Raw genomic sequence first — 20,843 nt, 5'->3', positions numbered from 1 at the left:
CATATATGAGGTATTGGAGGAACACGTGAGCGAGGCCGACGCCGCCACTTCGGTAAATGTGGCGGAAAAATTGGGTTTCAAAAACGGGGATCTGATTCAGGAGTTCGGTTACGACGACGATGTCGATTTCGACTTGCGTGACGATATTGAGGACTTCACCGGTTCCGAGATGCTGGACGAGGACGACCATGAAGTGGCGGACGCCGTCATCCTGTGGTGGCGCGACGGCGACGGAGACCTGGTGGACAGCCTGGTGGACTCCCTCACCACCCTGAGCGAAAGCGGCGTCGTCTGGGTCCTCACCCCCAAATCCGGCAGGGATGGCTACGTCTCACCCGCAGACATCCAGGAGGCCGCACCAACCGCCGGCCTGCATGTCACCACTTCCGCCGGAGTTTCGAAGGACTGGAGCGCCACCCGCCTGGTCAGCAGGAAGAACAAGTGACGGCAGCGGTTGAGGCCGCTTCTCCAGCTGTCCCTGCGCTGGGAGCAACAGCACCTGACTTCGAGCTCGCCAACCAGTATGGCGAGCCGGTGCGGCTGTCATCCTTCCGCGGGCAAAACGTGGCGTTGGTTTTCTATCCCTTTGCGTTCTCCGGCATCTGCACCGGCGAACTGGGCGAAATACGGGACAACCTGGGCATGTTCGAAAACTCGAACGCGGTGGTCCTGGGCGTGTCCGTGGACAGCAAGTACAGCCTCCGCGCGTACGCGGCCCAGGAAGGCTACAACTTCGACCTCCTCGCCGACTTTTGGCCGCACGGAGCGGTGGCCACAGCCTACGGAGTGTTCGACGCCGGCAGCGGCATGGCCAAACGGGCCACCTTCATCATCGATTCCCAAGGCAAGGTCCGCTACAGCGTGGTGAATCCACGGGGCCAGGCGCGCGACTTCAACGAGTACCGCACCGCCTTGGCGGACCTGAAGCAGGCCTGAGCCGTCATGCCCGGGCAGCGGCGGGGGACGGGCCTTACCGGCTTTGCCAGCAGGCCGCCGGTGCTCCCTGTGCCGCCATCCGGGGAGGAACTGGCGGTTCTGGTCCAGATCCGGGACCTGCTCGCCGGCGCCCCGTTCGCCCTGCTGACGGGCGCCGGGCTCAGTACCGACTCCGGCATTCCGGACTACCGCGGTCCGGACTCGCCGCCCCGGTCGCCCATGACGTACCAGGAGTTCGTCCGCCACGCAGCAAACCGGCAGCGTTACTGGGCCAGGAACCACATCGGATGGTCGCACATGCGGCACGCCGACCCCAACCAGGGCCACTACTCCGCCGCCGAACTGGAACGGCGCGGCTACCTCACCGGGCTTATCACGCAGAACGTTGACCGGCTGCACCAGGACGCGGGCAGCTCAAACGTCGTCGACCTCCATGGCAGGTATGACCAGGTCATCTGCCTTGACTGCGGACGTACCTACTCGCGACGGCTCCTTGCCGGTGTTTTCGAGGAACTGAACCCGGATTTCCTGGAACGGGCCGCAGCCACCGGCCTGGTGGAAGTGGCGCCGGACGCTGACGCCACCGTTGAAGACCAGGCCCTCATTGACAGCTTTGTGGTGGCTGTTTGTCCTGCCTGCGGCGGAACCCTGAAGCCGGACTTCGTCTACTTTGGGGAAAATGTCCCTAAAGACCGGGTTGAACGCTCATACGCCATGGTGGACCAGGCAGCTGCCCTGCTGGTTGCCGGTTCGTCCCTGACGGTCATGAGCGGCCTGCGGTTCGTCAGGCACGCCGCCAAGGAGGGCAAGCCCGTGGTCATCATCAACCGTGGTGCCACCCGGGGCGACGACAAGGCAACCATCAAGCTCGAGGCAGGGGTCAGCCAGGCGCTGCAATACCTTGCGGCTGAACTTCCCTCCCTTTAGGAAGCGTTTCCTGCCGATTCGCGTTTCCTGCCTCCAGTCCGGTAGAGTCTATGTTCGTTGGTTGCGGCGGAACGGCCGGGATCAACGCGATTTGGGTCTTTAGCTCAGCTGGTAGAGCGCCACGTTTACACCGTGGATGTCATCGGTTCGATCCCGGTAGGACCCACCAGCAAAACCCCGTTGCCCGCCCACCCGGCGAAGGCAGCGGGGTTTTTTCTTGCCGGTCCTCCTGTAGGCCGATTGTCTGACCCTTGCCATAGGTTGCAGCAATGGAACACGTCATAGTGCACACAGACAGCGACGGGATGCCGACGGCGGTGCTGAGCAGGGGCAGGGAATGGGCCGTGGGTGCCGAGCCAGTCAGATGGTTCGAGCGCATCAACTGGTGGGAAACCAGCCGCCGGATGCCAAAGGGCAGCGGCGGAGTGGACGTGGAGGTCCTTCAGCTGCAGGTCAGGCTGGGAAACAACGCCAAGTCGGCCCTGGCCACCATGTACCTGCAGCGCGACGGCCTGGGAGGCGGGTGGCGGCTGAGGGAATCCGCAGCAGGGGCGGCCTGAGGAGCCGCTCGCTGCCAGCCGGTCGCGGGCATTGGAAAACCCTCCACCGCGACTATTGGGGGATGCCGCGGGGGAGGGCTTGGGATGAATATACCGTGAACTGCCGGAAACAAAAAGCTGTCCGCATTTCATGACTGTCACTTGGGCATGGCGCCCATGGCTTTGGGAGGAGCTTTGGCTGCGACAGTGGGTACCGCTTATTGCCGGACGGGTTATTGCCGAACGGGGATGAACACCCGTGGCTGCTCCGTCCAGGTATCGGCCATTTGGGACATAGTGCGCCGCATGATCCGGTCGGACGCTTCACGGGCAGCTTCGGCGTCACCCCTGGCGATCGCCTCCGCCAGGTCCTCATGCCACTGCAGGGCTGCCTTGTGCGGGTGGTCGGGCATCAGTCCGTGGACAGTACGTCCGGTCAGGGTTTCGGCCACCTGGCCCATGAGGTTGGCGAACATCTCGTTACCCGAACCCGAGAGCAGCAGCGAGTGGAACCGGATATCCAATTCCAGGAAGCGGGAAACTTCCCCGTTGTTGCCGGCCTCCCGCATGGCATGGGCAACATCCACGAGCTCCATCCGCAACGGGGCCGGCGCGTTCTGTGCTGCCAGTTCGGCAGCCGCCGGCTCCACCGCGGCCCGCAGTTCGGCAAGGGAGCGCAGCTGCGCGCCGCGGGCATCGCTGGCCAGCCGCCACCGGATTACCTGCGGGTCGAAGGGATTCCAACGGCTTGCCGGCAGTACCCGGATGCCCACCCGCTTGGTGGTCTCCACCAGCCCCAGCGACTGCAAAACCCTGACTGCTTCCCGGATTACCGAACGGGAAACCTTCAGTTCATCCTCAAGCTGCTCGGCGAGCATGACGTGGCCGGCAGGGAGGTCCCCCGAGATAATCCGGGTGCCCAGGTTTTCGATGGCACGGTGGTGGAGGCTGCTGGTCATGCTGCTAAGCCTAGTTGTTGGAAACCCCGCGTTTGCAGCCGGGAACTGTGCAGGCCGGTCGTCTGGGGAAGGGAGCGGGGTGGGTTCCGGGCAGTCGTCCTAGACTGGCAACGACACACAATGGGTTCCATGACGCGGACGTTACTTTCGCGTCACCGCCAGAATATATATGCTTTATTCCGACCCCCTGATCTGCCCCGGTGACTTCCCGCCTGCGGAAGCCGGCAGCCGAGGCGAACAATGAATTGGAGTTATTGATGTCTGCACACATCGGTGTCACCGGCCTCGCCGTCATGGGCGCCAACCTGGCGCGCAACCTGGCCCGCAACGGATTCACGGTTGCCCTGCACAACAGGTCCGTGGAGAAGACGGACGCGCTGCTGGAAAAGCACGGTTCGGAGGGTGACTTCATCCGGACTGAAACCCTGCAGGAACTGGTTGATTCCCTGGAGAAGCCGCGCCGCGTGCTCATCATGGTGAAGGCCGGCAAGCCCGTGGACTCCGTCATCGAGCAGTTGGAGCCGCTGCTGGAGCCGGGCGACATCATCATCGACGCCGGCAACTCCCACTACGAGGACACCCGCCGCCGGGAAGCGGCGCTGGCCAAGAAGGACCTGCACTTCGTGGGCGTCGGTGTCTCCGGCGGCGAGGAAGGCGCCCTGAACGGCCCGTCCATCATGCCCGGCGGCTCCAAGGAGTCCTACAAGGCCCTTGGCCCGCTGCTGGAGAAGATCTCCGCAAAGGTCGACGGCGAGCCCTGCTGCGCCTGGATCGGCACCGACGGTGCGGGGCACTTCGTCAAGATGGTCCACAACGGCATCGAGTACGCCGACATGCAGGTCATCGGCGAAGCCTTCGACCTGCTCCGTTCCGGCGCAGGCATCGAGCCCGCGGAGCAGGCGAAGATCTTCTCCGAGTGGAACAAGGGCGAGCTGTCCTCCTTCCTGATCGAGATCTCTGCCGAGGTCCTGGGCCACGTTGACGCCAAGACCGGCAAGCCGTTCGTCGACGTCGTCGTTGATGCCGCAGGCCAGAAGGGCACCGGCCGCTGGACTGTTATCTCCGCGCTGGAACTTGGCTCGCCGGTGTCCGGCATCGCCGAATCGGTTTTCGCCCGCGCCCTCTCCTCCCAGGCCGCACAGCGCAAGCTGGGCCAGGAACTACTGGCCGGCAACGAGGCAACCGTCGAGATCCCCGAGACGTTCGTTGAGGACGTCCGCCAGGCCCTCTACGCCTCCAAGCTGGTCTCCTACGCCCAGGGGCTGGACATGCTGACCTCCGCTGCCAAGGAATACGGCTGGGACCTGAAGCTTGACGAAATCGCCTCCCTGTGGCGCGCAGGCTGCATCATCCGGGCCGAGCTGCTCAAGGACATCACCAAGGCCTATGCCGCTGACGAGAAGCCTGCAAACCTGCTGTTCGCCCCGGCGTTCACCAAGGCCATCGCCGACGCCCTGCCGGCCTGGCGCCGCGTCGTTGCCACCGCCGTCCAGCTCGGCATTCCGGTGCCGGTGTTCTCCTCATCGCTGGCCTACTACGACGGCCTGCGCCGCAAGCGCGTAGCCGCCGCCCTGATCCAGGGCCAGCGCGACCTGTTCGGTGCACACACCTACGGACGCATCGACACCGAAGGCACCTTCCACACCCTGTGGGGCGAAGACAAGTCCGAAGTTGAAGCGGTGGACACGCACTAGCAACTGCCGCCGTACAGCAAGAGGCGGGCATTTCCCCGGTTTCCCGGTGGAACTGCCCGCCTCTTGCTGTACCTGCTATTGGATCAAATGCGGTATTCGATGTCATACTCGGCCGGATCAACCGCGGGCTTGGTTTCCCGCTGCGCATCCCGGTGCCGCCACTTGGCGGGAACCCCGGTGACGATTGATTCCGGCGGCGCGTCCTTGACCACCACTGCGTTGGCGCCTATGGCACTGTCGCGGCCGATGGTGATTGGCCCCAGGACCTTGGCTCCGGCCCCGATGGTGACCCGGTCGCCGATGGTGGGGTGCCGCTTGATCCTGGCCAGGGAGCGCCCGCCGAGCGTCACTCCGTGGTAGATCATCACGTCCTCGCCGATCTCGGCGGTCTCGCCAATCACCACGCCCATGCCGTGGTCAATGAAGAACCGCCGGCCGATCGTGGCGCCGGGATGGATCTCGATACCGGTCCAGGAGCGCCCCAGCTGTGACAGGAGCCGCGCCGGGAAACGCAGGGCGGGGTTCTGCCACATGCGGTGGGTCAGCCGGTGGATCCAGATGGCGTGCAGGCCGGAATAGGCGAAAAAGTTCTCAAAAGAACCTCGAGCCGCCGGGTCATGGGACCGGGCGGCGTCGAGGTCTTCCTTCAGTCTTGCGAAAAAGCCCACAAAGTTCTTTCTACAGGAAACGGGCGGACAGCGGACTGATCAGCCGCGGATGTCGTCATAGAGCGCGGTGGAGATGTAACGCTCACCGAAGTCACATACGACCGCCACGATCAGCTTGCCCGCGTTCTCGGGACGCTTGGCCAGTTCCAGCGCACCCCAGACGATGGCGCCGGAGGAGATGCCACCCAGGATGCCCTCCTTGATGCCCAGGTCGCGGGCCACGCGGACGGAATCTTCCAGCGTGGCATCCAGGACCTCGTCGTAGACGTTGGTGTCCAGCAGTTCGGGGATGAAGTTGGCGCCCAGGCCCTGGATCTTGTGCGGGCCGGGGGCGCCGCCGTTCAGGATGGCGGAGTCCTTCGGTTCCACGGCCACGATCTGTACGCCGGGCTTGCGCTCCTTCAGCACCTGGCCGACGCCGGTGATGGTTCCGCCGGTGCCGATGCCGGCGACGAAGATGTCCACGGCGCCGTCGGTATCGGCCCAGACCTCCTCAGCGGTGGTCTTGCGGTGGATCTCCGGGTTGGCTTCGTTGGCGAACTGCTGCGCCCAGATGGAGTTCTCGGTGTTGGCGACGATTTCCTGGGCCTTTTCCACGGCACCGCGCATGCCCTCGGAACCCGGGGTCAGGACGATCTCGGCACCGAAGGCGCGCAGCATGACCCGGCGTTCGGTGGACATGGTCTCTGGCATGGTCAGGATGACCTTGTAGCCGCGGGCAGCACCCACCATGGCAAGGGCGATGCCCGTGTTGCCCGAGGTGCCTTCGACGATGGTGCCACCGGGCTTCAGGGCGCCCGACTTTTCAGCGGCGTCGATGATGGCAACACCGATGCGGTCCTTGACGCTGTTGGCCGGGTTGTAGAACTCCAGCTTCACGGCAACGGTGGCGTCCAGCCCCTCGCTGAGCCGGTTCAACCGAACCAGCGGGGTCCCGCCGACCAGTTGCGTCACATCGTCATAGATCCGTGCCATGTACATACGCCTATCTCTAAGGGGTGGATACTGAGGTCAGCCTAACGAGGCCGTGTAACGGTGGCTAAGCGTTAAGCCATGCAGAGTAATATTTCCGCGCCTTGGCCAGCTTAGGGTTGATGATCACCTGGCAGTATCCCTGTTCCGGGTGTTTGGCGTAGTAATCCTGGTGGAATTCCTCCGCCACGTGGAAACGGGGCAGGCGGCTGACTTCCGTGACGATCGGGTGGGACCACAGAGCCTGGTTGCGGTCAATCGCTTCCTCGAACAGGACCTTCTCCTCGTCGGTTTCGTAAAACATCGAGGAACGGTACTGGGTGCCCACGTCGTATCCCTGGCGGTTCAGGGTGGTGGGGTCATGCAGGGCAAAGAACATGTCCAGGACGACTTCGGCAGGGATGACCTCCTCATCAAAAGTCACCGCCACAACCTCGGCGTGCCCGGTGGTGCCGCTGCAGACAGAGTAATAGTCGGGCTCGGGATCGTGGCCGCCGGTGTAGCCCGATACCACCGAGGTCACGCCCCTGGTCTTCTGGTAGACGGCGTCAAGGCACCAGAAGCAGCCTCCGCCCAGAACAAAAGTTTTCATGACCTCTTCAATGGTTGGCGGCGCCGGATCATTCCCGGCACCCTGCAGCGCGCCCGGCGCAAACTGCGGCGGCCCGAAGCCGATGGGGTAAAACTAAGACTATGCAACCTGAGGACACCGACGATACCGGCAAGGCAGATCACGACGGCGAAGCCTCCTCCGACACGCCGGCTCCGGCCGGTTCCGCGGAGGCTCCCACCCTGGCCGAACTGCTCCTCGCGGTGGAGGAACTGTGGCCGGAGTCCCTGGCGGAGGGATGGGACGAGGTTGGGCTGGTGGCAGGGCACCCGTCCGCGCCCGTATCCAAAGTGATGTTCGCGGTCGACCCCACGCTCGAGGTCATCGAGGAAGCCGTTGAGTGGGGCGCCGAACTGTTGATCACCCACCACCCGCTGCTGCTGAAGGCCGTCACGTCGGTGGCCGCCACGTCGGCCAAGGGCCGGGCTGTCCACCGGCTCATCGAATCGGGCACGGCGCTGCTGACCGTGCACACCAACGGGGACTCCGCCGTCGGAGGTGTTTCCGATGTCCTGGCCGACGCCTTGGGGCTCCAGGACGCGGCCCCGCTCACCACTGCCGCCAACGGCTTGCCGGAGGAAGGCATTGGGCGGGTGGGCGACCTGGCTGAAGCCATGAGCCTGGGTGACTTCGCGGCGCGCGTGTACGGGATTCTTCCGTCCGTTGCCGGGGGAGTGCGCGTCTCCGGAGACAAGGACGGACTGGTGCGGCGCATCGCGGTGTGCGGAGGTGCAGGGGACTCGCTGTTCGCTGAAGTACGGGCCAGCAACGCCGACGTCTACGTCACCGCCGACCTTCGCCACCACCCGGCATCGGAGGCACGCGAGGCTGCCCTCAACGGCCGGCCCTACCTGGTGGATGTCTCGCATTTTGCCAGTGAGTGGCTCTGGCTGCCTGCCGCGGCAGCAGCTTTGGGCAACGTCCTGGCTGACCAGGGCCATGAGGTGGAGCTCCGGGTCAGCACCACCAACACCGATCCCTGGGACTTCATCCTGACTCCCGGCTAAGCGAGGCGGGGGAGCAGGGCAGGCGCTAGAGTCTAGGAAGCGCCGGTACGGTGCCCGGCCCCGGCCGGAAGGAATCTAGCGGAGGTAACAGTGGCCAAGGCAGCACCGGCGGAACAGTTGAAGTTGCTCGAACTGCAGGGCCTTGATGCAAGGCTGAAGGGCCTCGCCAACCGCCGCCGGACGCTGGAAAACGATCCCCGCATCAAAGACCTTGAGGCCGCGCTGTCCGTAGCGAACGGTGAACTGGGCGCGGCCAAGGTGGCCGTGCACGACGCCGAGGCCGAGCTGAAGAGGGCCGAGGCCGACGTCGAACAGGTTGCCTCGCGCATCGAACGCGACGAGGCCCGGCTCAACAGCGGTACCGGCCTTTCCAAGGACCTGGTGGCCCTGCAAAAGGACATCGCTTCCCTGAACAAGCGCCGCTCGGACCTGGAAGATGCGGAACTGGAAGTCATGGAGCGGCTCGAATCGCTGCGGGAACGCCAGGCGGCCCAGCAGCAGATCGTCGATGACATCAAGGGCTCCTTCGGCACCATCCGGGCCGAACTTGATGGCGCCTTGGCCGAGGTGGAAAGTGAAGCCGCAGGGCTGCGCTCCCAGCGCGCCGAATTCGCCGCCGGCCTGGACGCGGCCATGCTCGCGGTCTACGAAAAGACCCTGGCGAAGCGCGGAGTGGGCGCGGCACGGCTCTTCCACGGCACCTCGGAAGCCTCCGGCATGAAGCTCAGCCCCGGCGACCTCGCCGAGATCAAGGCTGCAGCTGCCGACGAGATCGTCTTTTGCCCGGACTCCGGCGCCATCCTGGTCCGCTCCGACGAGTGGTCCTGAGCGCCCGGTGGCCTAGCCCGGCTTCATCAACCCGACAGATCAGCCGGTCAGGATGATGTTGAGGGCGTGCGGCTTGCGGGCGGTGCCCGGCACGAGTTCTGCATCCCACTTTTCGCGGGCGGCCTTCAAGAGGTCCGACGGCGCGGCGGGGGCTTTTCCGCGGCGTACCAGCAGGTGCCGCGCCAGTTCGCCGCGGGTGTGCTTGGCGAAGTGGCTTACCACCTTGCGGACCCCGCCGGTCTCGGTCAAGACGTTCACGGAGACCGTTTGTTCGGGCGGAGGCGCCCAGGCAGCGGCATAGGTGCTGGACCTGCAGTCGACCAGCAGGTGCCCCTGGGCTGCGGCGCCCAAAGTATCGGTGAGCTGCGCCTTCCAGAACGAAGCGAGCCGGCCGACGTCGGGCAAGGCCGTCCCCATGGACAGGCGGTAGGCGGGAACGGTGTCGGAAAAGCGCAGGGCCCCCCACAGCGCCGAGATCACCAGGACCGATTCATCGGCCTTGCGGCGCTGGGCCGACGTCAGTGTCCGGTAACCCAGCGCGTCGTAGAGGACGCCGGAGTAGATGCTGTGTGCCGGCGCCGCCGGTTCGGCGTGCAGGCGCGTGTTGCGTTCGACGTCGCCACGCAACGACGCACCCACGCCCAGCATGGCGAGGGCGTCCTGGTGTGCGCTGACAGTTCCCAATGCCTCAAGGACCTTGGCGCGGTATGGGTTGAGCTCCGGGAAACCCAGGGCGGACCAGTCGATGGCGGAACCACGCAGGGCGGGCGTCTTGCCTTCGGAAGGGGGAAGCAGAATCAGCACCGTCCGATCCTACCGGCGACGAAAGCGGCCGGCCGCGCCGGTAGACTGGACGCGGATGGGACAGCCAGACGGCCGCGCGCTACGCAAGTGGCTCGAGGAACGTCCGGGCTCCGCAGGGCAGGGTGGTGGGTAACGCCCACTCGGGGTAACCCGCAGGCCAGTGCCACAGAAAACAGACCGCCCGCATTTCCGGTTCCGGCCGGGGAGAGCAGGTAAGGGTGAAACGGTGGTGTAAGAGACCACCAGCTTCCCGGGTGACCGGGAAGGCTAGGTAAACCCCACCCGGAGCAAGGCCAGACAGGACACGTTCGAGGGCTGCCCGCCCGAGTGTCCGGGTAGGCCGCTGGAGGGTGCCGGCAACGGCACTCGTAGATGGATGGCCGTCGCTCCCACATCCGGTAACGGAGGGGGAGAACAGAACCCGGCGTACCGGCTGTCCCATCCGCAAACCCGTGTTTGACCACGGGCAACGTGTCGGGGATGCTGAACCGTGCCCGTAATTCCTGAATCCCGCCCCGCACCTGCCGCGGGCATTCCCGGCGCCCGTTCACAAGGTGTGGCGCTCGCCGGTTTCCTGGGCCTTTCCGCCCTGGCCTGCGTCCTCGCCTCCCTTCCGATCGTCCTCAACTCCAACGGCTGGTACGCAACGTCACTGAAGGCCCCGTGGATGCCGCCGTCGTGGATGTTCCGGACCACCTGGATGGCGCTGTATGCGGGTGTGGCCGCTGCCGCCTGGCTGGTCTGGCGCAAGGGCGGACTCACCGGAGGCGTCCTTGTCGGCTACGCACTTCAGCTGCTGCTCAACACCGCGTGGCCGGTGACCTTCTTTGCCCTGTACCCAATGCTCGGAGAGGTGGCCCTGTGGTCTGCCTTCGCGGTCATCTGTGCCCTCACCGCAACCCTGGGGTTCCTCGTCCTGAGGTTCGGACCGGTGGACGCCGCCGCCGGATACCTCGTGCTGCCGTACTTTTCCTGGCTGGTGTTTTCCGCCAGCCTCAACCTGTATTCGGCCATCCACAACTGAGGCGCCGCTGCAGCCTTGCGGGCGGGCCGGGCCTGTGTGAGTGATTTCACGCAGTGCAAGCGTGTTCCCCGGGGCGCGCCAAATTAGAATGGAACCCGGACGCAGGAGTTCTACCGCCGAAAGTTGCGTTCGCAGCCGGCGGTTTTTCTTTGCACGCGATCCAGGCGCCTGGGGGTCATCCCTGCAGGTGCCGGTGCCCCTGGACATCATCAGGTGGCCAACATCTGTGTACGAGGACGTACACGGCTGAACCGAGGAAGGTATTTCTGTGAGCCAGACGTCTGATTCTTGTCTTGATACGTGGATGGGCCGGGAGGCCCTTGCCGAGGCCATGATCCCGGTCATCGGCAGGCTGTACCGCGAAAACAACGTGGTGACCAGCATCCACGGACGGAGCCTGATCAACAAGTCCACCATGAACATCCTCAAGGCACACCGCTTTGCGCGCCGGATGGCCAAGGACGAACTGCTCCTGGAGGAGACCGCACCCCTGCTGAACACCCTGGCCGAACTCGAGCTGGGCGCCGCCGCGATCGACATCGCGCGGCTGAACCAGAAGTTCAAGGAAGAAGGCAACGGCGCCACCCTTGAAGAATTCCTGCGGGACGAGCTGGCAGAGATCGTAGGCAAGCGTGGTGCCGACGACCGCACCAGCACCGACGTCGTGCTCTACGGCTTTGGCCGCATCGGGCGGCTCCTGGCACGGCTCCTCATCGAAAAGGCCGGCGGCGGGCACGGCCTGCGGCTGCGCGCCATCGTGGTGCGCCGCGGCTCCGACAACGACCTTTCCAAGCGCGCCAGCCTCCTGCGCCGGGACTCCGTCCACGGCTCCTTTGAAGGAACCATCCGGATCGACGAGGAAGCCAACACCATCACGGCCAACGGCGTCCGAATCCAGGTCATCTACTCGAACGACCCCGCCACGATCGACTACACGGCCTACGGAATCAACAACGCCCTGGTGGTGGACAACACCGGCCGCTGGCGCGACGCCGAAGGGCTTGGCCAGCACCTGCAGAGCAAGGGCGTTGCCCGGGTCCTGCTGACGGCCCCCGGCAAGGGTGAGTTGAAGAACATCGTCCACGGCATCAACCACCGGGACATCACTGATTCGGACAAGATCGTTTCCGCGGCGTCCTGCACCACCAACGCCATCACGCCGGTCCTGAAGGCCATCAACGACAAGTTCGGCGTGGTCCATGGCCACGTCGAAACCGTCCACTCGTTCACCAACGACCAGAACCTGATCGACAACTTCCACAAGGGCGACCGCCGCGGCCGTTCCGCAGCGTTGAACATGGTCATCACCGAAACCGGTGCCGCGAAGGCAGTGGCCAAGGCCCTGCCCGAACTCCTGGGCAAGCTCACCGGCAGTTCCATCCGCGTTCCCACCCCGGACGTGTCCCTGGCCATCCTGAACCTCACCCTGGAGAACGGCACCACCAAGGACGAGGTCAACAACTACCTGCGCGAGATGTCGCTGCACTCTGACCTGCGCAAGCAGATCGACTACATCGACTCGCCCGAGGTTGTCTCCACCGACTTCGTTGGTTCACGCCGCGCCGGCATCGTGGACGGCCTGGCCACCGTGTCCACGGACAAGAACCTTGTCCTCTACGTCTGGTACGACAACGAGTTCGGCTATAGCTGCCAGGTGGTCCGGGTCATGGAAGAAATGGCAGGGGTCAACCCGCCCTCGTTCCCTGCCAAGGAAAGCGCCGCCGCCCTGGCCGCGATCGCTGTCTAACGAGTTAGGTGTCGTCCTGCGAATTCCCGGCTGGTTCTCTGGAATCAGCCGGGAATCGGGACCACACTGGTGGCATGGACAACGAATCGACACTTCAGCACGAAACCACCCTCGAACACGCCCTGGACGTAGCCAAGGCCAACCACAAGGAAGCCGTCCGGCTGCTGGAGCGTGCCCGCGCCGCGCAGAAGACCGGCGACGTCTCCGACGAGCGGGTGCGCCAGCTCGAGGGACTGCTGGCCATCGCCGAGGAAGACCTCCGCAGGGTCACCAAGGAGCAGTAGCCCAGTACTCACCGCCCGCCGTGTGACCCATCACTCGTCCCCAACAGTGTGGATATCAACGGCGGGACGGGCTCTTTGTCCTAAGCTCGCTGGGGTGCCCGACTATTCCCTTCCGCCCTCCACCCCGTGACCGTCAGCTGGTCCGCCTACCGCCGCGCACGCCGCCGTTCCCGGCAGGCCTGGGGATTGCTCATCACAGCGGCCGCCGGCATCCTGGCCGCGCTCTTCTGGTTCTTCACCGCCGGCCAGTTCGCCGCGGCCGGACCCGCACAGCAGGGACCAACTGAGGCACCGGTCTTCGACGCCGCGTGGATGAAACCGGTACAGGAGCCAAACCCCGTACCTGCCGGGACCGCCGCATCCGCGCTGGAGGGCCTCGCCGTGAAGGGCCGGGCGCCCAACACCGGTTACAGCCGGGAGGCTTTCGGGCAGGCCTGGCTGGATGTTGACCGTAATGGCTGCGACACCCGCAACGACATCCTGCGCAGGGACCTTGCCGATGTGGTCTTCGCCGAGGGGTCCACGTGCAAGGTAACGGCCGGGCACTTCCGCGAACCCTACACAGGCCAGGATGTGGACTTCCGCCGCGGCTCCGACAGCAGCCGTGCCGTCCAAATCGACCATGTGGTGGCCCTCGGCGATGCCTGGCAAAAGGGAGCCCAGGGACTGGGGCCGAAGGCACGCCAAAGCCTGGCGAACGACCCCCTCAACCTCATTGCCGCCGACGGCGCTGCCAATCAGCAAAAGAGCGCGGGGGATGCAGCCACCTGGCTGCCGAAAAACACTGCCATCCGATGCCATTACGTTGCACGACAAATCTCGGTGAAGGCGGCTTACGGCCTTTGGGTGACGGCAGCTGAAAAGGACGCCATGAAACGTGCCCTCTCATCCTGCCCCCAGCAGCAAACCATCAGGGTGCAGCAGGCCGTCACTGCCCGCTAAGCAACGCGCTGTCCAAGGGCCATTGGGCCTTTGCGCGTGTCAGTGGAAAGGGGCTTTCAAGCCTCAGTGGCCGAACGGGTCGGGATCAACGCCCGGCATCCACGTCAGTCCGGGCACGCCCCATCCGTTCTTCTTGGCCTGCTTCATGGCCTTTCGGGAATAGCGGTCCATCAGGCGGTTGACGTAGAGCTTGCCGTCCAGATGGTCGTATTCGTGCTGGATGACCCTGGCGAACCAGCCTGTCGCCTCGAACTTCACCGGGTTTCCGTGCCCGTCAAAGCCCTCCACCCGTGCCCACTCTGCCCGTTTGAGCGGATACTGCTCACCGGGGAAGGACAGGCAGCCCTCTTCCTCCTCGTCGGGGTCGGGGGCGGCACCGGAGACCTTGGACAGGGTCAGGACGGGATTCACCACCACGCCTGTTGGGGGAGCGCCGTCGTCGTTGGCGTACTTGTACACGAAGATCCGCTTACCGACGCCGATCTGCGGGGCCGCAAGGCCCACGCCGTTGGCGGCGTCGTTGGTTTCGAACATGTCGGCTATCAGGCTCCGCAGTTCGTCGTCGAAAACCTCCACCTCGCTGGCGCGCCGGTGCAGGACAGGTTCGCCCCAGATGGTGATCGGCAGAACAGTCATTTCAGTCGTCCTTCGGCTTCGCGGTGTCCCCGGCTGCAGTGCACGTACCCCGGTGGGGCACGACAAAGGAGGCCGCACCGGATATCCGGTGCGGCCTCCTTTGTTGACGGCTGCATATGCCGCCCCGTGAGGGTGAGCGACGGGGGTTGAACCCGCGACCTCCTGGACCACAACCAGGCGCTCTGCCAACTGAGCTACGCCCACCATGTGCCTCAGGGGATTTCCGCCTTAGCGGCTCCCCGGAAACGCAACTCAAATAGCTTACCTGCTCGGAAGGGGTGCTTTGTCCACTTTCTGCGATTTGGAGCAAAAATCATTAAAACGTGGCGCAGATTACTCCGCGGGCTGCCCGGCGGCGTCTCCGTTGACGATTCCCTGGGCGATCTTCTGGGCCGTGGCACTGTCCGGTCCGGGCGCGGGCACGAAGACCGCTTCGCGGTAGTACCGCAGTTCGTCGATGGAATCCTTAATGTCCCCAAGCGCGCGGTGGCCGCCCTTTTTTGCCGGCGACTGGAAGTAGGCCCTGGCGTACCAGCGGCGCGACAACTCCTTGATGGTGCTGACGTCGATCACGCGGTAGTGCAGGTGCTCCACCACGGCCGGCATGTCACGTGACAGAAACACCCTGTCGGTGCCCACGGAGTTGCCGCCCAGCGGTGCTTTCCGCGGATCCGGAACCCAGGCAGAGATGTACTCCATCACGGCGGCTTCTGCTTCTGCCATCGTCTTGCCGTGCGGGAGTTCCGCCAGCAGCCCGGACTTGGTGTGCATGTCCCGGACAAAATCGGACATCTGGGCCACCGCGGCATCGTCGGGCTTGATCACCACGTCCACGCCGTCACCCAGGATGTTCAATTCCGAATCGGTGACCAGGGCTGCCACCTCAATGAGGGCGTCGTTCTTGATGTCCAGACCGGTCATTTCACAGTCGATCCAGACGATTCGTTCGTTAGATATAGGCACCGGACCAGCCTACCGTTACACCTCTCGGCGCCCGGCCGATGCTAGGATTTCGGGTACGCGGCGGGTCGCCCTTCGACCCTGAACCATGTCCCGGCCCGGCCCGCATGGCCCGCCGGGCGAACCGCGGAAACACAAGAAGATTGGACGATCCTGAGATGACGGCGCCTGTGCCCGCAACGGGGGAGATGGCGGCGGCCGGCATTGCCGGAGACGGCAGTGCCGAGGTGGACAATCCGCGCTCACCCCTGATTGCCGGTTTCGTGGGCTCCATGTTCATGCTGGTCGGATCCTTCGGCGTGGGCTGGCTGGCCCCCGTCTCGGAACTGCGCCGCATGCCCCTCTTCATCTGGATGCGCACCGAAGCCCCCGGTGTCGCGCTGTCCATCATCCTGGTGGCTGTGGGTGGCATGCTTCTGGTGCGCGCGTGGCTGCGGCTCGGCCAGAAGGTCCGGGTGTGGGGCGGAGAGGCGCGGAGGGCAACCCTGGCCGCAGTGGTGGCCTGGGGCCTGCCCATGATGTTCAGCGTGCCGCTGTTCAGCCGCGACGTCTACGCCTATATCGGGCAGGGCCGGCTGATGGTGGAGGGGTTCAACCCTTATGAAAACGGCATCTCCGCACTGTCCAACTACTTCCAGCTCGGCGCAGACAAGATGTGGACCGAAGCGCCCGTTCCCTATGGCCAGCTGTTCCTGTGGATCGAGCAGTTCGTCGTCTGGGTGACCAATGTCCAGCCGGAGGCCTGCGTCATGCTCTTCCGGCTGGTGGCACTGGCCGGCGTGGTGCTGTGTGTCATTTATGTCCCCCGGCTGGCCGAGCTGCACGGCATCAACCCGCACCGCGCCCTCTGGCTCACCGTAGCCAACCCACTCTTCCTGACCAACTTCATCGCCAGTGTCCATAACGACTCCCTGATGATCGGGCTGGCCCTGGCCGGACTGTACTACTCAGCCACCCGGCGGCAGCTCAGAGGCATCCTGCTGGTGACCCTGTCCATTGCGGTGAAGCCCATCACCATTGTCTTCCTGCCGTTCATCGGGCTGCTGTGGGCGGGCAGGAATGCCGGGTGGCTGCGGAAGGTGGCGTTCTGGGCGATGACGGCCGGCCTCAGCCTGGTCCTGCTGACCGCGATGAGCATGGTTAACGGTTTCGGCTTCGGCTGGATCAACGGGCTTTCCGCCCCGGGCAGCATCTCCATCTGGTACGCCCCGGTGGGTTTGATCGGCATGGTGGTGGGGTCGCTGGCCGGTGCGCTTGGCTTTGACGGGTCGGTGCCCGCAGGGTGGGTGTTCGACGCCGGGAAGTTGGTTGCCGTGGGCATCATCGCCTGGCAGATCTTCAAGGGGGATTACGACCGGCTGATGCGCCGCCTGACGCTTTCCCTTGCCGCCGTGGTCCTGCTGGCCCCCATCATCCAGTCCTGGTACGTCGTGTGGCTGATTCCGCTCTTTGCCGTGACGGGCATCCGCAACGACTGGCAGGTCAAGGCACTGTACTTTGTGGTGTCGTTCTTCATGATCTACGCCATCTCCGATCAGCTGGACGTCTTCCCGTACCTCCAGACCCAGGATCTGGGCTTCGCGCTGGCCCTGGCCCGCGTGGCTGCGGCGCTGACAGCCCTCCTGTTTGCGCTGTACCTGATCTTCTGGGACCCCGGCACCCGCCGGCTGTTCCGCAAGACGCGCGGGCCCGTCGTCGAACGTCCGGTGATCTAGCGGCCTCCGCTTACTGCTGTACGCCGGCCGACAGCCGGCGCAGGGCTTCCTTCCGTGACAGCGGGCTCATATCCGCGCTGTGCCGGATGACGAATCCCTCCACCCACTCCGGCGCCGTCTTGGCGTACTCGCGCAGCGCCCAGCCGATCGCCTTCCGGATGAAGAACTCCCGGTCTGAGAGGTTCGGCTCAATGACGGCGGCGAGCAGTTCCGGATCGGTGGCCTCTTTGGCCCTCAACTGTGAAGTGATGGCGGCCCTGCGGATCCACAGGGCCGGATCCCGGCTCCATTGGGTGAGCACCCTGGCCATCTCGGCGGGGTGGGCCAGCAGCAGGGTGCAGATCCGGCCGGACACCCCGTCGGCGAAATCCCACCAGGCGCCTGTGCGGATGATTTCCTCGTAGACCGGCAGCATGGCCAGGTCCGCGACCAGCATTCGGTGTGCCGTCAGGTCAATAGCGGCGTAGCGCTCCTCCCTGAAGGTGGAGCTGCGCCACAGCTCCAGGACTGTGGTGCGCAGCTGCCCGGCAGAGGCCGGTGGAAACTCCCGGGCAGCCCGTGCGGCGATGCGCCTCACGTCGGGAACCCGCACACCCAAACAGGGGAGTGAGGACTTCATGTACGCTTGGGCGCCTGCCGCCCGTTCCGGATCGGCGAGCTCCCGGAGCCCACCTCTGACGGCGGCAACGAGGTCCTGGTCAGCGGCCGTTTCCATGTGCGCCACTTTAGCCAGTATTGGCGGCCTGCGTACGGTACGCTGGTGAGCGCTAACACGTAGGAAGCAGAGGGAACCCATGCCCGGAACCGAAGTCCACCTGGCCCACGGAGCCTACTCCGCCGTCGTCACCGTCCGAGGAGGAGCGCTTCGCAAACTGCGCCATGGGGACAGGGACCTGGTGGTGGGCTTCGGCCCGGACGGCGCCGTACCCGACTACAGGGGCGTCATCTGCGCGCCTTGGCCCAACCGGCTCGCGGACGGCACCTACACCTACGCCGGAAAGGCATATGCTGCGGCGGTCAACGAACCGGAACGCGGCTCCGCCCTTCACGGCCTCGCGATCCACCAGGCCTGGGAGGTTAAGGAAGCGGCCGGCGACCGGGCGGTCCTGGGCTGCCACATCCCATCCGGTCCCGATTACCCCGGCGACCTTGAGCTCACGGTCACGTACTCCCTGTCGGACGGAGGGCTCCACGGCATGGTGCATGCGGTCAACACCGGATCCGCTGCGGCGCCGTACGGCGTATGTCCCCACCCCTATCTGGTGGCCGGGCCCTCCCCGCTGGATGACTGGTCGCTGGAGCTTCCTGCCGGCACCTATCTGGAGGTCACGCCCGACCGGCTGCTGCCCATAGGCTTGCGCCAGGTTGCCGGGGACGCCTTCGACTTCCGTTCGGTCCGGCGCCTGGGACAGGTCAAGATCGACCATGCCTTCACCGACATTGCGCGGGACGCTTCCGGGCTGGCGCGCGTGCGGGTGCACGACCCTTCGGGCACCGGAGTGGAGCTGGAATGGGGGACCGAGTGGCCCTGGGTCCAGGTGCACACCGGCGACAAGCCCATCGGCCCGGACCGGCTGGGGCTGGCCGTTGAACCCATGACCTGCCCGCCGGACGCCCTGCACTCAGGAACGGACCTGGTACACCTGCAGCCCGGCCAGTCCCATTCAGCTGCCTGGACCATCCGGGCCCTGCACTAGCGCCGGCCGGCCGGGGCGGCCCCCGCGCGGGCGTCCGCCCACCCGGCCCGTTCCAGCCACGCGGCGCACAACGAAGTCCACTGCTCCGGCCCTGGCTCGCCCGGGGCAAGTCCCAGTCCGTGCCATCCGTGCGGGAAGACATGGAGCTCGGCATGAACACCGGCAGCGAATAGGGCTCTGGCGTAGTTCAGGCTGTTGCTCACCGGCACGGCTTCGTCGTCGGCGGTGTGCCAGAGGAACGCCGGGGGAGTCCTGGGCGTGACGTTCAGTTCCGCCGACAGGGCCGCCAGGAGGTTCGACGGCGGTGGGTCGCCAAGGAGGTTCGCTACCGAACCCTGGTGCGTTTCGTGGGTCAGCGACGCCACGGGGTAGCACAGCACCGAAAGGTCCGGCACCGCGGCGGGAAGGTCCAGCTCCGGATTCCCCGTGGCCGCGGCCGTGCTCAGGGTGGCGGCCAGATGTCCCCCGGCCGAGAAGCCCAGCACGCCCACGCGGTCTGGGTCCACAGCGAGGCCGTGCTGCCCGCTCCGGATGTGGAGCATGGCTTCCTTGGCGTCTTCCAGCGGCGCCGGATGCCGGTGCGGTGCCACGCGGTAGCGGAGTATGAAGGCGTGGATGCCAAGGGAAGCGAGCCACTCCGCCACTGGTTCGGCTTCATGATCCGCCTGCCGGGCATAACCTCCGCCGGGGAGGACCAGGATAGCCGGCCGGGGTCCCGCAGCCTCCGCATGTGCGGGAACGGAGGTTAGCCCGCGGGGCGCCGTCACGCTGCCGCTTCCGTGCTGCGCCGCAGCGTGACCTCGCCGGTTACGTCACCGGGGAGGGCGTCCTCCGCGTCTTCGCCGTTGGGCTGCGGACCCGTGGCCCGGGTGGCAAAGCGTCCAATGTCTTCCAGCGGCAGGCGGACAGTGGAAAGGGCCGGCCGGAAGTCCCGGAGGGTTTCGATGTCATCGAAGCCGGCGATCGCAGCGTCCCTCGGGATACGCAGCCCCTCAGCGCGGAGGGCAGCCGCCGTCCCTATGGCCATCACGTCGTTGACGGCGAAAATGCAGAGTTTCCCTTCCGCCGTCCCGCCGGACTGGGCGGCCTTGATCCGTCCGGCAAGTCGAAGCCCGGCCTCATATCCGCCGGACCGGTTGAATGCGGTCCTGAGCACTTCGGCCTGCCCCCGCCCTGCCCGCTCCAGTCCCTCCTGGAAGCCTCGCACGCGGTCATCGGAGGTCAGGAGGCCCTCGGGACCGGCGACAATGACGAAGCCGCCGTTCCAGCCTGCCGCAAGTTTGGTGGCCAGTTGGCCGGCGAGTTCCTGGTTGGGGACTTTGACCACGTGGTACCCCTCCTGGACGGTGGCACCCACCACGGGGTGTCCGACTACAGCCACCTGGCCGCCGTTCCGGCAGTACCGGTCAAGCTCCGCCGCCAGTTCGGCGTTGCCGTCCTGGTCCTCCTTTCGGCAGGAGCGGGAGCCGGCGATGACGATCGAATCTGCGCGGCGGGCAGCGAAGGCGGCCACCGCCTCCTTCTCCTCGGCCGGGCCACCCCCGGTGGCAGCCAGCAGCACCATCTTGCGCTGCTCCCTCGCGGCTTCTTGGACTCCCCGTGTGATGGCGGCGAAGTAGGGGTCCGCGATGTCGTGGACAATCAAGCCGATCAGGCCCGAGCTGGATTTCGCCAGCCCCTGGGCCTGCGCATTCGGAATGTAGCCGAGCGAGTCCGCCGCCTGCCGGACCCGCTCGGCGATGTCCTTGCCCGGCTTCCGGGCAGAGCCGTTCAGGACGCGTGAAGCCGTGGCGGGGGAGACGCCGGCAAGGCGTGCCACCTCGGTAAGGGTACTTGCAGCCACTGCATCTCCTGGTCGTCGTTCGGGGCTCAAAGGCTAAGCACATTATGGCAG

At 65.5% G+C, this 20,843-nt stretch carries 23 protein-coding genes, 2 tRNA genes and 1 other RNA gene; 15 read left to right on the top strand and 11 right to left on the bottom strand.

The features are described 5' to 3' along the window. The first annotated feature begins 25 nt into the window (after nt 1-25). From LFT46_RS12035 to LFT46_RS12015, 5 genes are all read left to right on the top strand, one after another. Entirely contained in the window at nt 26-445 is a 420-nt protein-coding gene (locus LFT46_RS12035; protein WP_236798641.1) for a DUF3052 domain-containing protein, read from the top strand. After that, entirely contained in the window at nt 442-936 is a 495-nt protein-coding gene (locus LFT46_RS12030) for a peroxiredoxin (protein ID WP_236819856.1), read from the top strand. Before LFT46_RS12035 ends, LFT46_RS12030 begins: the two co-directional genes overlap by 4 nt. Nucleotides 937-942: 6 nt before the next feature. Beyond that, nucleotides 943-1,863 carry an NAD-dependent protein deacetylase gene (locus LFT46_RS12025; protein WP_236819854.1) on the top strand — a complete coding sequence of 307 codons (921 nt, stop codon included), beginning with the start codon at nt 943-945 and terminating at the stop codon, nt 1,861-1,863. 93 nt (nt 1,864-1,956) lie between these two features. After that, nucleotides 1,957-2,032, top strand: a tRNA-Val gene (locus LFT46_RS12020). 100 nt (nt 2,033-2,132) lie between these two features. Continuing rightward, nucleotides 2,133-2,423: a hypothetical protein gene (locus tag LFT46_RS12015; RefSeq protein WP_236798638.1), complete on the top strand. Its 291-nt coding sequence runs from the start codon at nt 2,133-2,135 to the stop codon at nt 2,421-2,423. A 212-nt stretch (nt 2,424-2,635) separates the two neighbouring features. Here the strand turns inward: LFT46_RS12015 and LFT46_RS12010 are convergent, their stop codons facing one another. Continuing rightward, nucleotides 2,636-3,361, bottom strand: coding sequence for a FadR/GntR family transcriptional regulator (locus tag LFT46_RS12010; protein WP_236819852.1), 726 nt, complete (start codon nt 3,359-3,361; stop codon nt 2,636-2,638). Between the two features lie 257 nt (nt 3,362-3,618). On the opposite strand from LFT46_RS12010, the gene gndA reads away from it, so the two are divergent. Then, a complete protein-coding gene (gene gndA, locus LFT46_RS12005) occupies nt 3,619-5,055 on the top strand; it encodes an NADP-dependent phosphogluconate dehydrogenase (protein ID WP_236798636.1) in 1,437 nt (478 codons plus the stop codon). 83 nt (nt 5,056-5,138) lie between these two features. Here the strand turns inward: gndA and epsC are convergent, their stop codons facing one another. The 3 genes from epsC to msrA all read right to left on the bottom strand — a co-directional run bounded on the left by epsC (nt 5,139) and on the right by msrA (nt 7,287). Next, nucleotides 5,139-5,723: a serine O-acetyltransferase EpsC gene (gene epsC / locus LFT46_RS12000; RefSeq protein WP_142133583.1), complete on the bottom strand. Its 585-nt coding sequence runs from the start codon at nt 5,721-5,723 to the stop codon at nt 5,139-5,141. 39 nt (nt 5,724-5,762) lie between these two features. After that, entirely contained in the window at nt 5,763-6,698 is a 936-nt protein-coding gene (cysK, locus tag LFT46_RS11995; RefSeq protein ID WP_236819850.1) for a cysteine synthase A, read from the bottom strand. 64 nt (nt 6,699-6,762) lie between these two features. Further along, on the bottom strand, nt 6,763-7,287 hold the full coding sequence (msrA, locus tag LFT46_RS11990) for a peptide-methionine (S)-S-oxide reductase MsrA (protein WP_236798634.1): 525 nt from the start codon (nt 7,285-7,287) through the stop codon (nt 6,763-6,765). A 101-nt stretch (nt 7,288-7,388) separates the two neighbouring features. Between msrA and LFT46_RS11985 the strand changes: the two genes are divergently transcribed. Both LFT46_RS11985 and LFT46_RS11980 read left to right on the top strand, forming a co-directional pair. Then, nucleotides 7,389-8,312, top strand: coding sequence for a Nif3-like dinuclear metal center hexameric protein (locus tag LFT46_RS11985; protein ID WP_236798633.1), 924 nt, complete (start codon nt 7,389-7,391; stop codon nt 8,310-8,312). Nucleotides 8,313-8,402: 90 nt separating this feature from the next. Then, complete coding sequence (locus LFT46_RS11980; protein ID WP_236798632.1) at nt 8,403-9,140, top strand: zinc ribbon domain-containing protein; 738 nt, start codon at nt 8,403-8,405, stop codon at nt 9,138-9,140. 39 nt (nt 9,141-9,179) lie between these two features. Here LFT46_RS11980 and LFT46_RS11975 read toward each other — a convergent pair whose 3' ends face one another. Then, a complete protein-coding gene (locus LFT46_RS11975; protein WP_236798631.1) occupies nt 9,180-9,944 on the bottom strand; it encodes a YaaA family protein in 765 nt (254 codons plus the stop codon). Nucleotides 9,945-10,000: 56 nt separating this feature from the next. Here LFT46_RS11975 and rnpB point away from each other — a divergent pair. From rnpB to LFT46_RS11950, 5 genes are all read left to right on the top strand, one after another. Continuing rightward, nucleotides 10,001-10,389, top strand: an RNA gene (gene rnpB, locus LFT46_RS11970) — RNase P RNA component class A. Nucleotides 10,390-10,434: 45 nt separating this feature from the next. Then, on the top strand, nt 10,435-10,968 hold the full coding sequence (locus LFT46_RS11965) for a TspO/MBR family protein (protein WP_236819848.1): 534 nt from the start codon (nt 10,435-10,437) through the stop codon (nt 10,966-10,968). Nucleotides 10,969-11,272: 304 nt separating this feature from the next. Next, on the top strand, nt 11,273-12,715 hold the full coding sequence (locus LFT46_RS11960) for a glyceraldehyde-3-phosphate dehydrogenase (protein WP_236822034.1): 1,443 nt from the start codon (nt 11,273-11,275) through the stop codon (nt 12,713-12,715). 74 nt (nt 12,716-12,789) lie between these two features. Continuing rightward, nucleotides 12,790-12,999 (top strand): hypothetical protein, encoded by a 210-nt coding sequence (locus tag LFT46_RS11955; RefSeq protein WP_236798628.1) that lies wholly within the window; start codon nt 12,790-12,792, stop codon nt 12,997-12,999. Nucleotides 13,000-13,125: 126 nt separating this feature from the next. Next, the gene (locus LFT46_RS11950) at nt 13,126-13,941 is read left to right on the top strand and encodes an HNH endonuclease family protein (protein WP_236819846.1); all 816 of its coding nucleotides are present in this window, start codon (nt 13,126-13,128) and stop codon (nt 13,939-13,941) included. Between the two features lie 63 nt (nt 13,942-14,004). Here LFT46_RS11950 and def read toward each other — a convergent pair whose 3' ends face one another. From def to orn, 3 genes are all read right to left on the bottom strand, one after another. Then, a complete protein-coding gene (gene def, locus LFT46_RS11945; RefSeq protein WP_236798626.1) occupies nt 14,005-14,577 on the bottom strand; it encodes a peptide deformylase in 573 nt (190 codons plus the stop codon). Nucleotides 14,578-14,708: 131 nt separating this feature from the next. Continuing rightward, nucleotides 14,709-14,781 (bottom strand) — tRNA-His (locus tag LFT46_RS11940). Nucleotides 14,782-14,910: 129 nt separating this feature from the next. Next, entirely contained in the window at nt 14,911-15,498 is a 588-nt protein-coding gene (gene orn, locus LFT46_RS11935) for an oligoribonuclease (RefSeq protein WP_236802877.1), read from the bottom strand. Nucleotides 15,499-15,695: 197 nt separating this feature from the next. Between orn and mptB the strand changes: the two genes are divergently transcribed. Next, nucleotides 15,696-17,252 carry a polyprenol phosphomannose-dependent alpha 1,6 mannosyltransferase MptB gene (gene mptB, locus LFT46_RS11930; RefSeq protein ID WP_236819844.1) on the top strand — a complete coding sequence of 519 codons (1,557 nt, stop codon included), beginning with the start codon at nt 15,696-15,698 and terminating at the stop codon, nt 17,250-17,252. Between the two features lie 10 nt (nt 17,253-17,262). On the opposite strand, the gene LFT46_RS11925 is transcribed toward mptB, so the two are convergent. After that, nucleotides 17,263-17,967, bottom strand: coding sequence for a DNA alkylation repair protein (locus tag LFT46_RS11925; RefSeq protein WP_236819842.1), 705 nt, complete (start codon nt 17,965-17,967; stop codon nt 17,263-17,265). A gap of 79 nt (nt 17,968-18,046) precedes the next feature. On the opposite strand from LFT46_RS11925, the gene LFT46_RS11920 reads away from it, so the two are divergent. Continuing rightward, nucleotides 18,047-18,949: an aldose 1-epimerase family protein gene (locus tag LFT46_RS11920; RefSeq protein ID WP_236819833.1), complete on the top strand. Its 903-nt coding sequence runs from the start codon at nt 18,047-18,049 to the stop codon at nt 18,947-18,949. Here LFT46_RS11920 and LFT46_RS11915 read toward each other — a convergent pair. Both LFT46_RS11915 and LFT46_RS11910 read right to left on the bottom strand, forming a co-directional pair. Beyond that, nucleotides 18,946-19,716 (bottom strand): alpha/beta hydrolase, encoded by a 771-nt coding sequence (locus LFT46_RS11915; protein WP_236819831.1) that lies wholly within the window; start codon nt 19,714-19,716, stop codon nt 18,946-18,948. The two genes, LFT46_RS11920 and LFT46_RS11915, sit on opposite strands and share 4 nt — an antisense overlap. Further along, on the bottom strand, nt 19,713-20,792 hold the full coding sequence (locus LFT46_RS11910) for a LacI family DNA-binding transcriptional regulator (RefSeq protein ID WP_236798621.1): 1,080 nt from the start codon (nt 20,790-20,792) through the stop codon (nt 19,713-19,715). The genes LFT46_RS11915 and LFT46_RS11910 overlap by 4 nt, the downstream gene beginning before the upstream one ends. Nucleotides 20,793-20,843 lie beyond the last annotated feature (51 nt).

It is taken from the genome of Arthrobacter sp. FW306-07-I (assembly GCF_021800405.1).
Classification (GTDB): Bacteria; Actinomycetota; Actinomycetes; order Actinomycetales; family Micrococcaceae; genus Arthrobacter.
The sequence above is the reverse complement of the archived record's forward strand: the minus strand, read 5'-3'. Positions and strand labels throughout refer to the sequence as shown.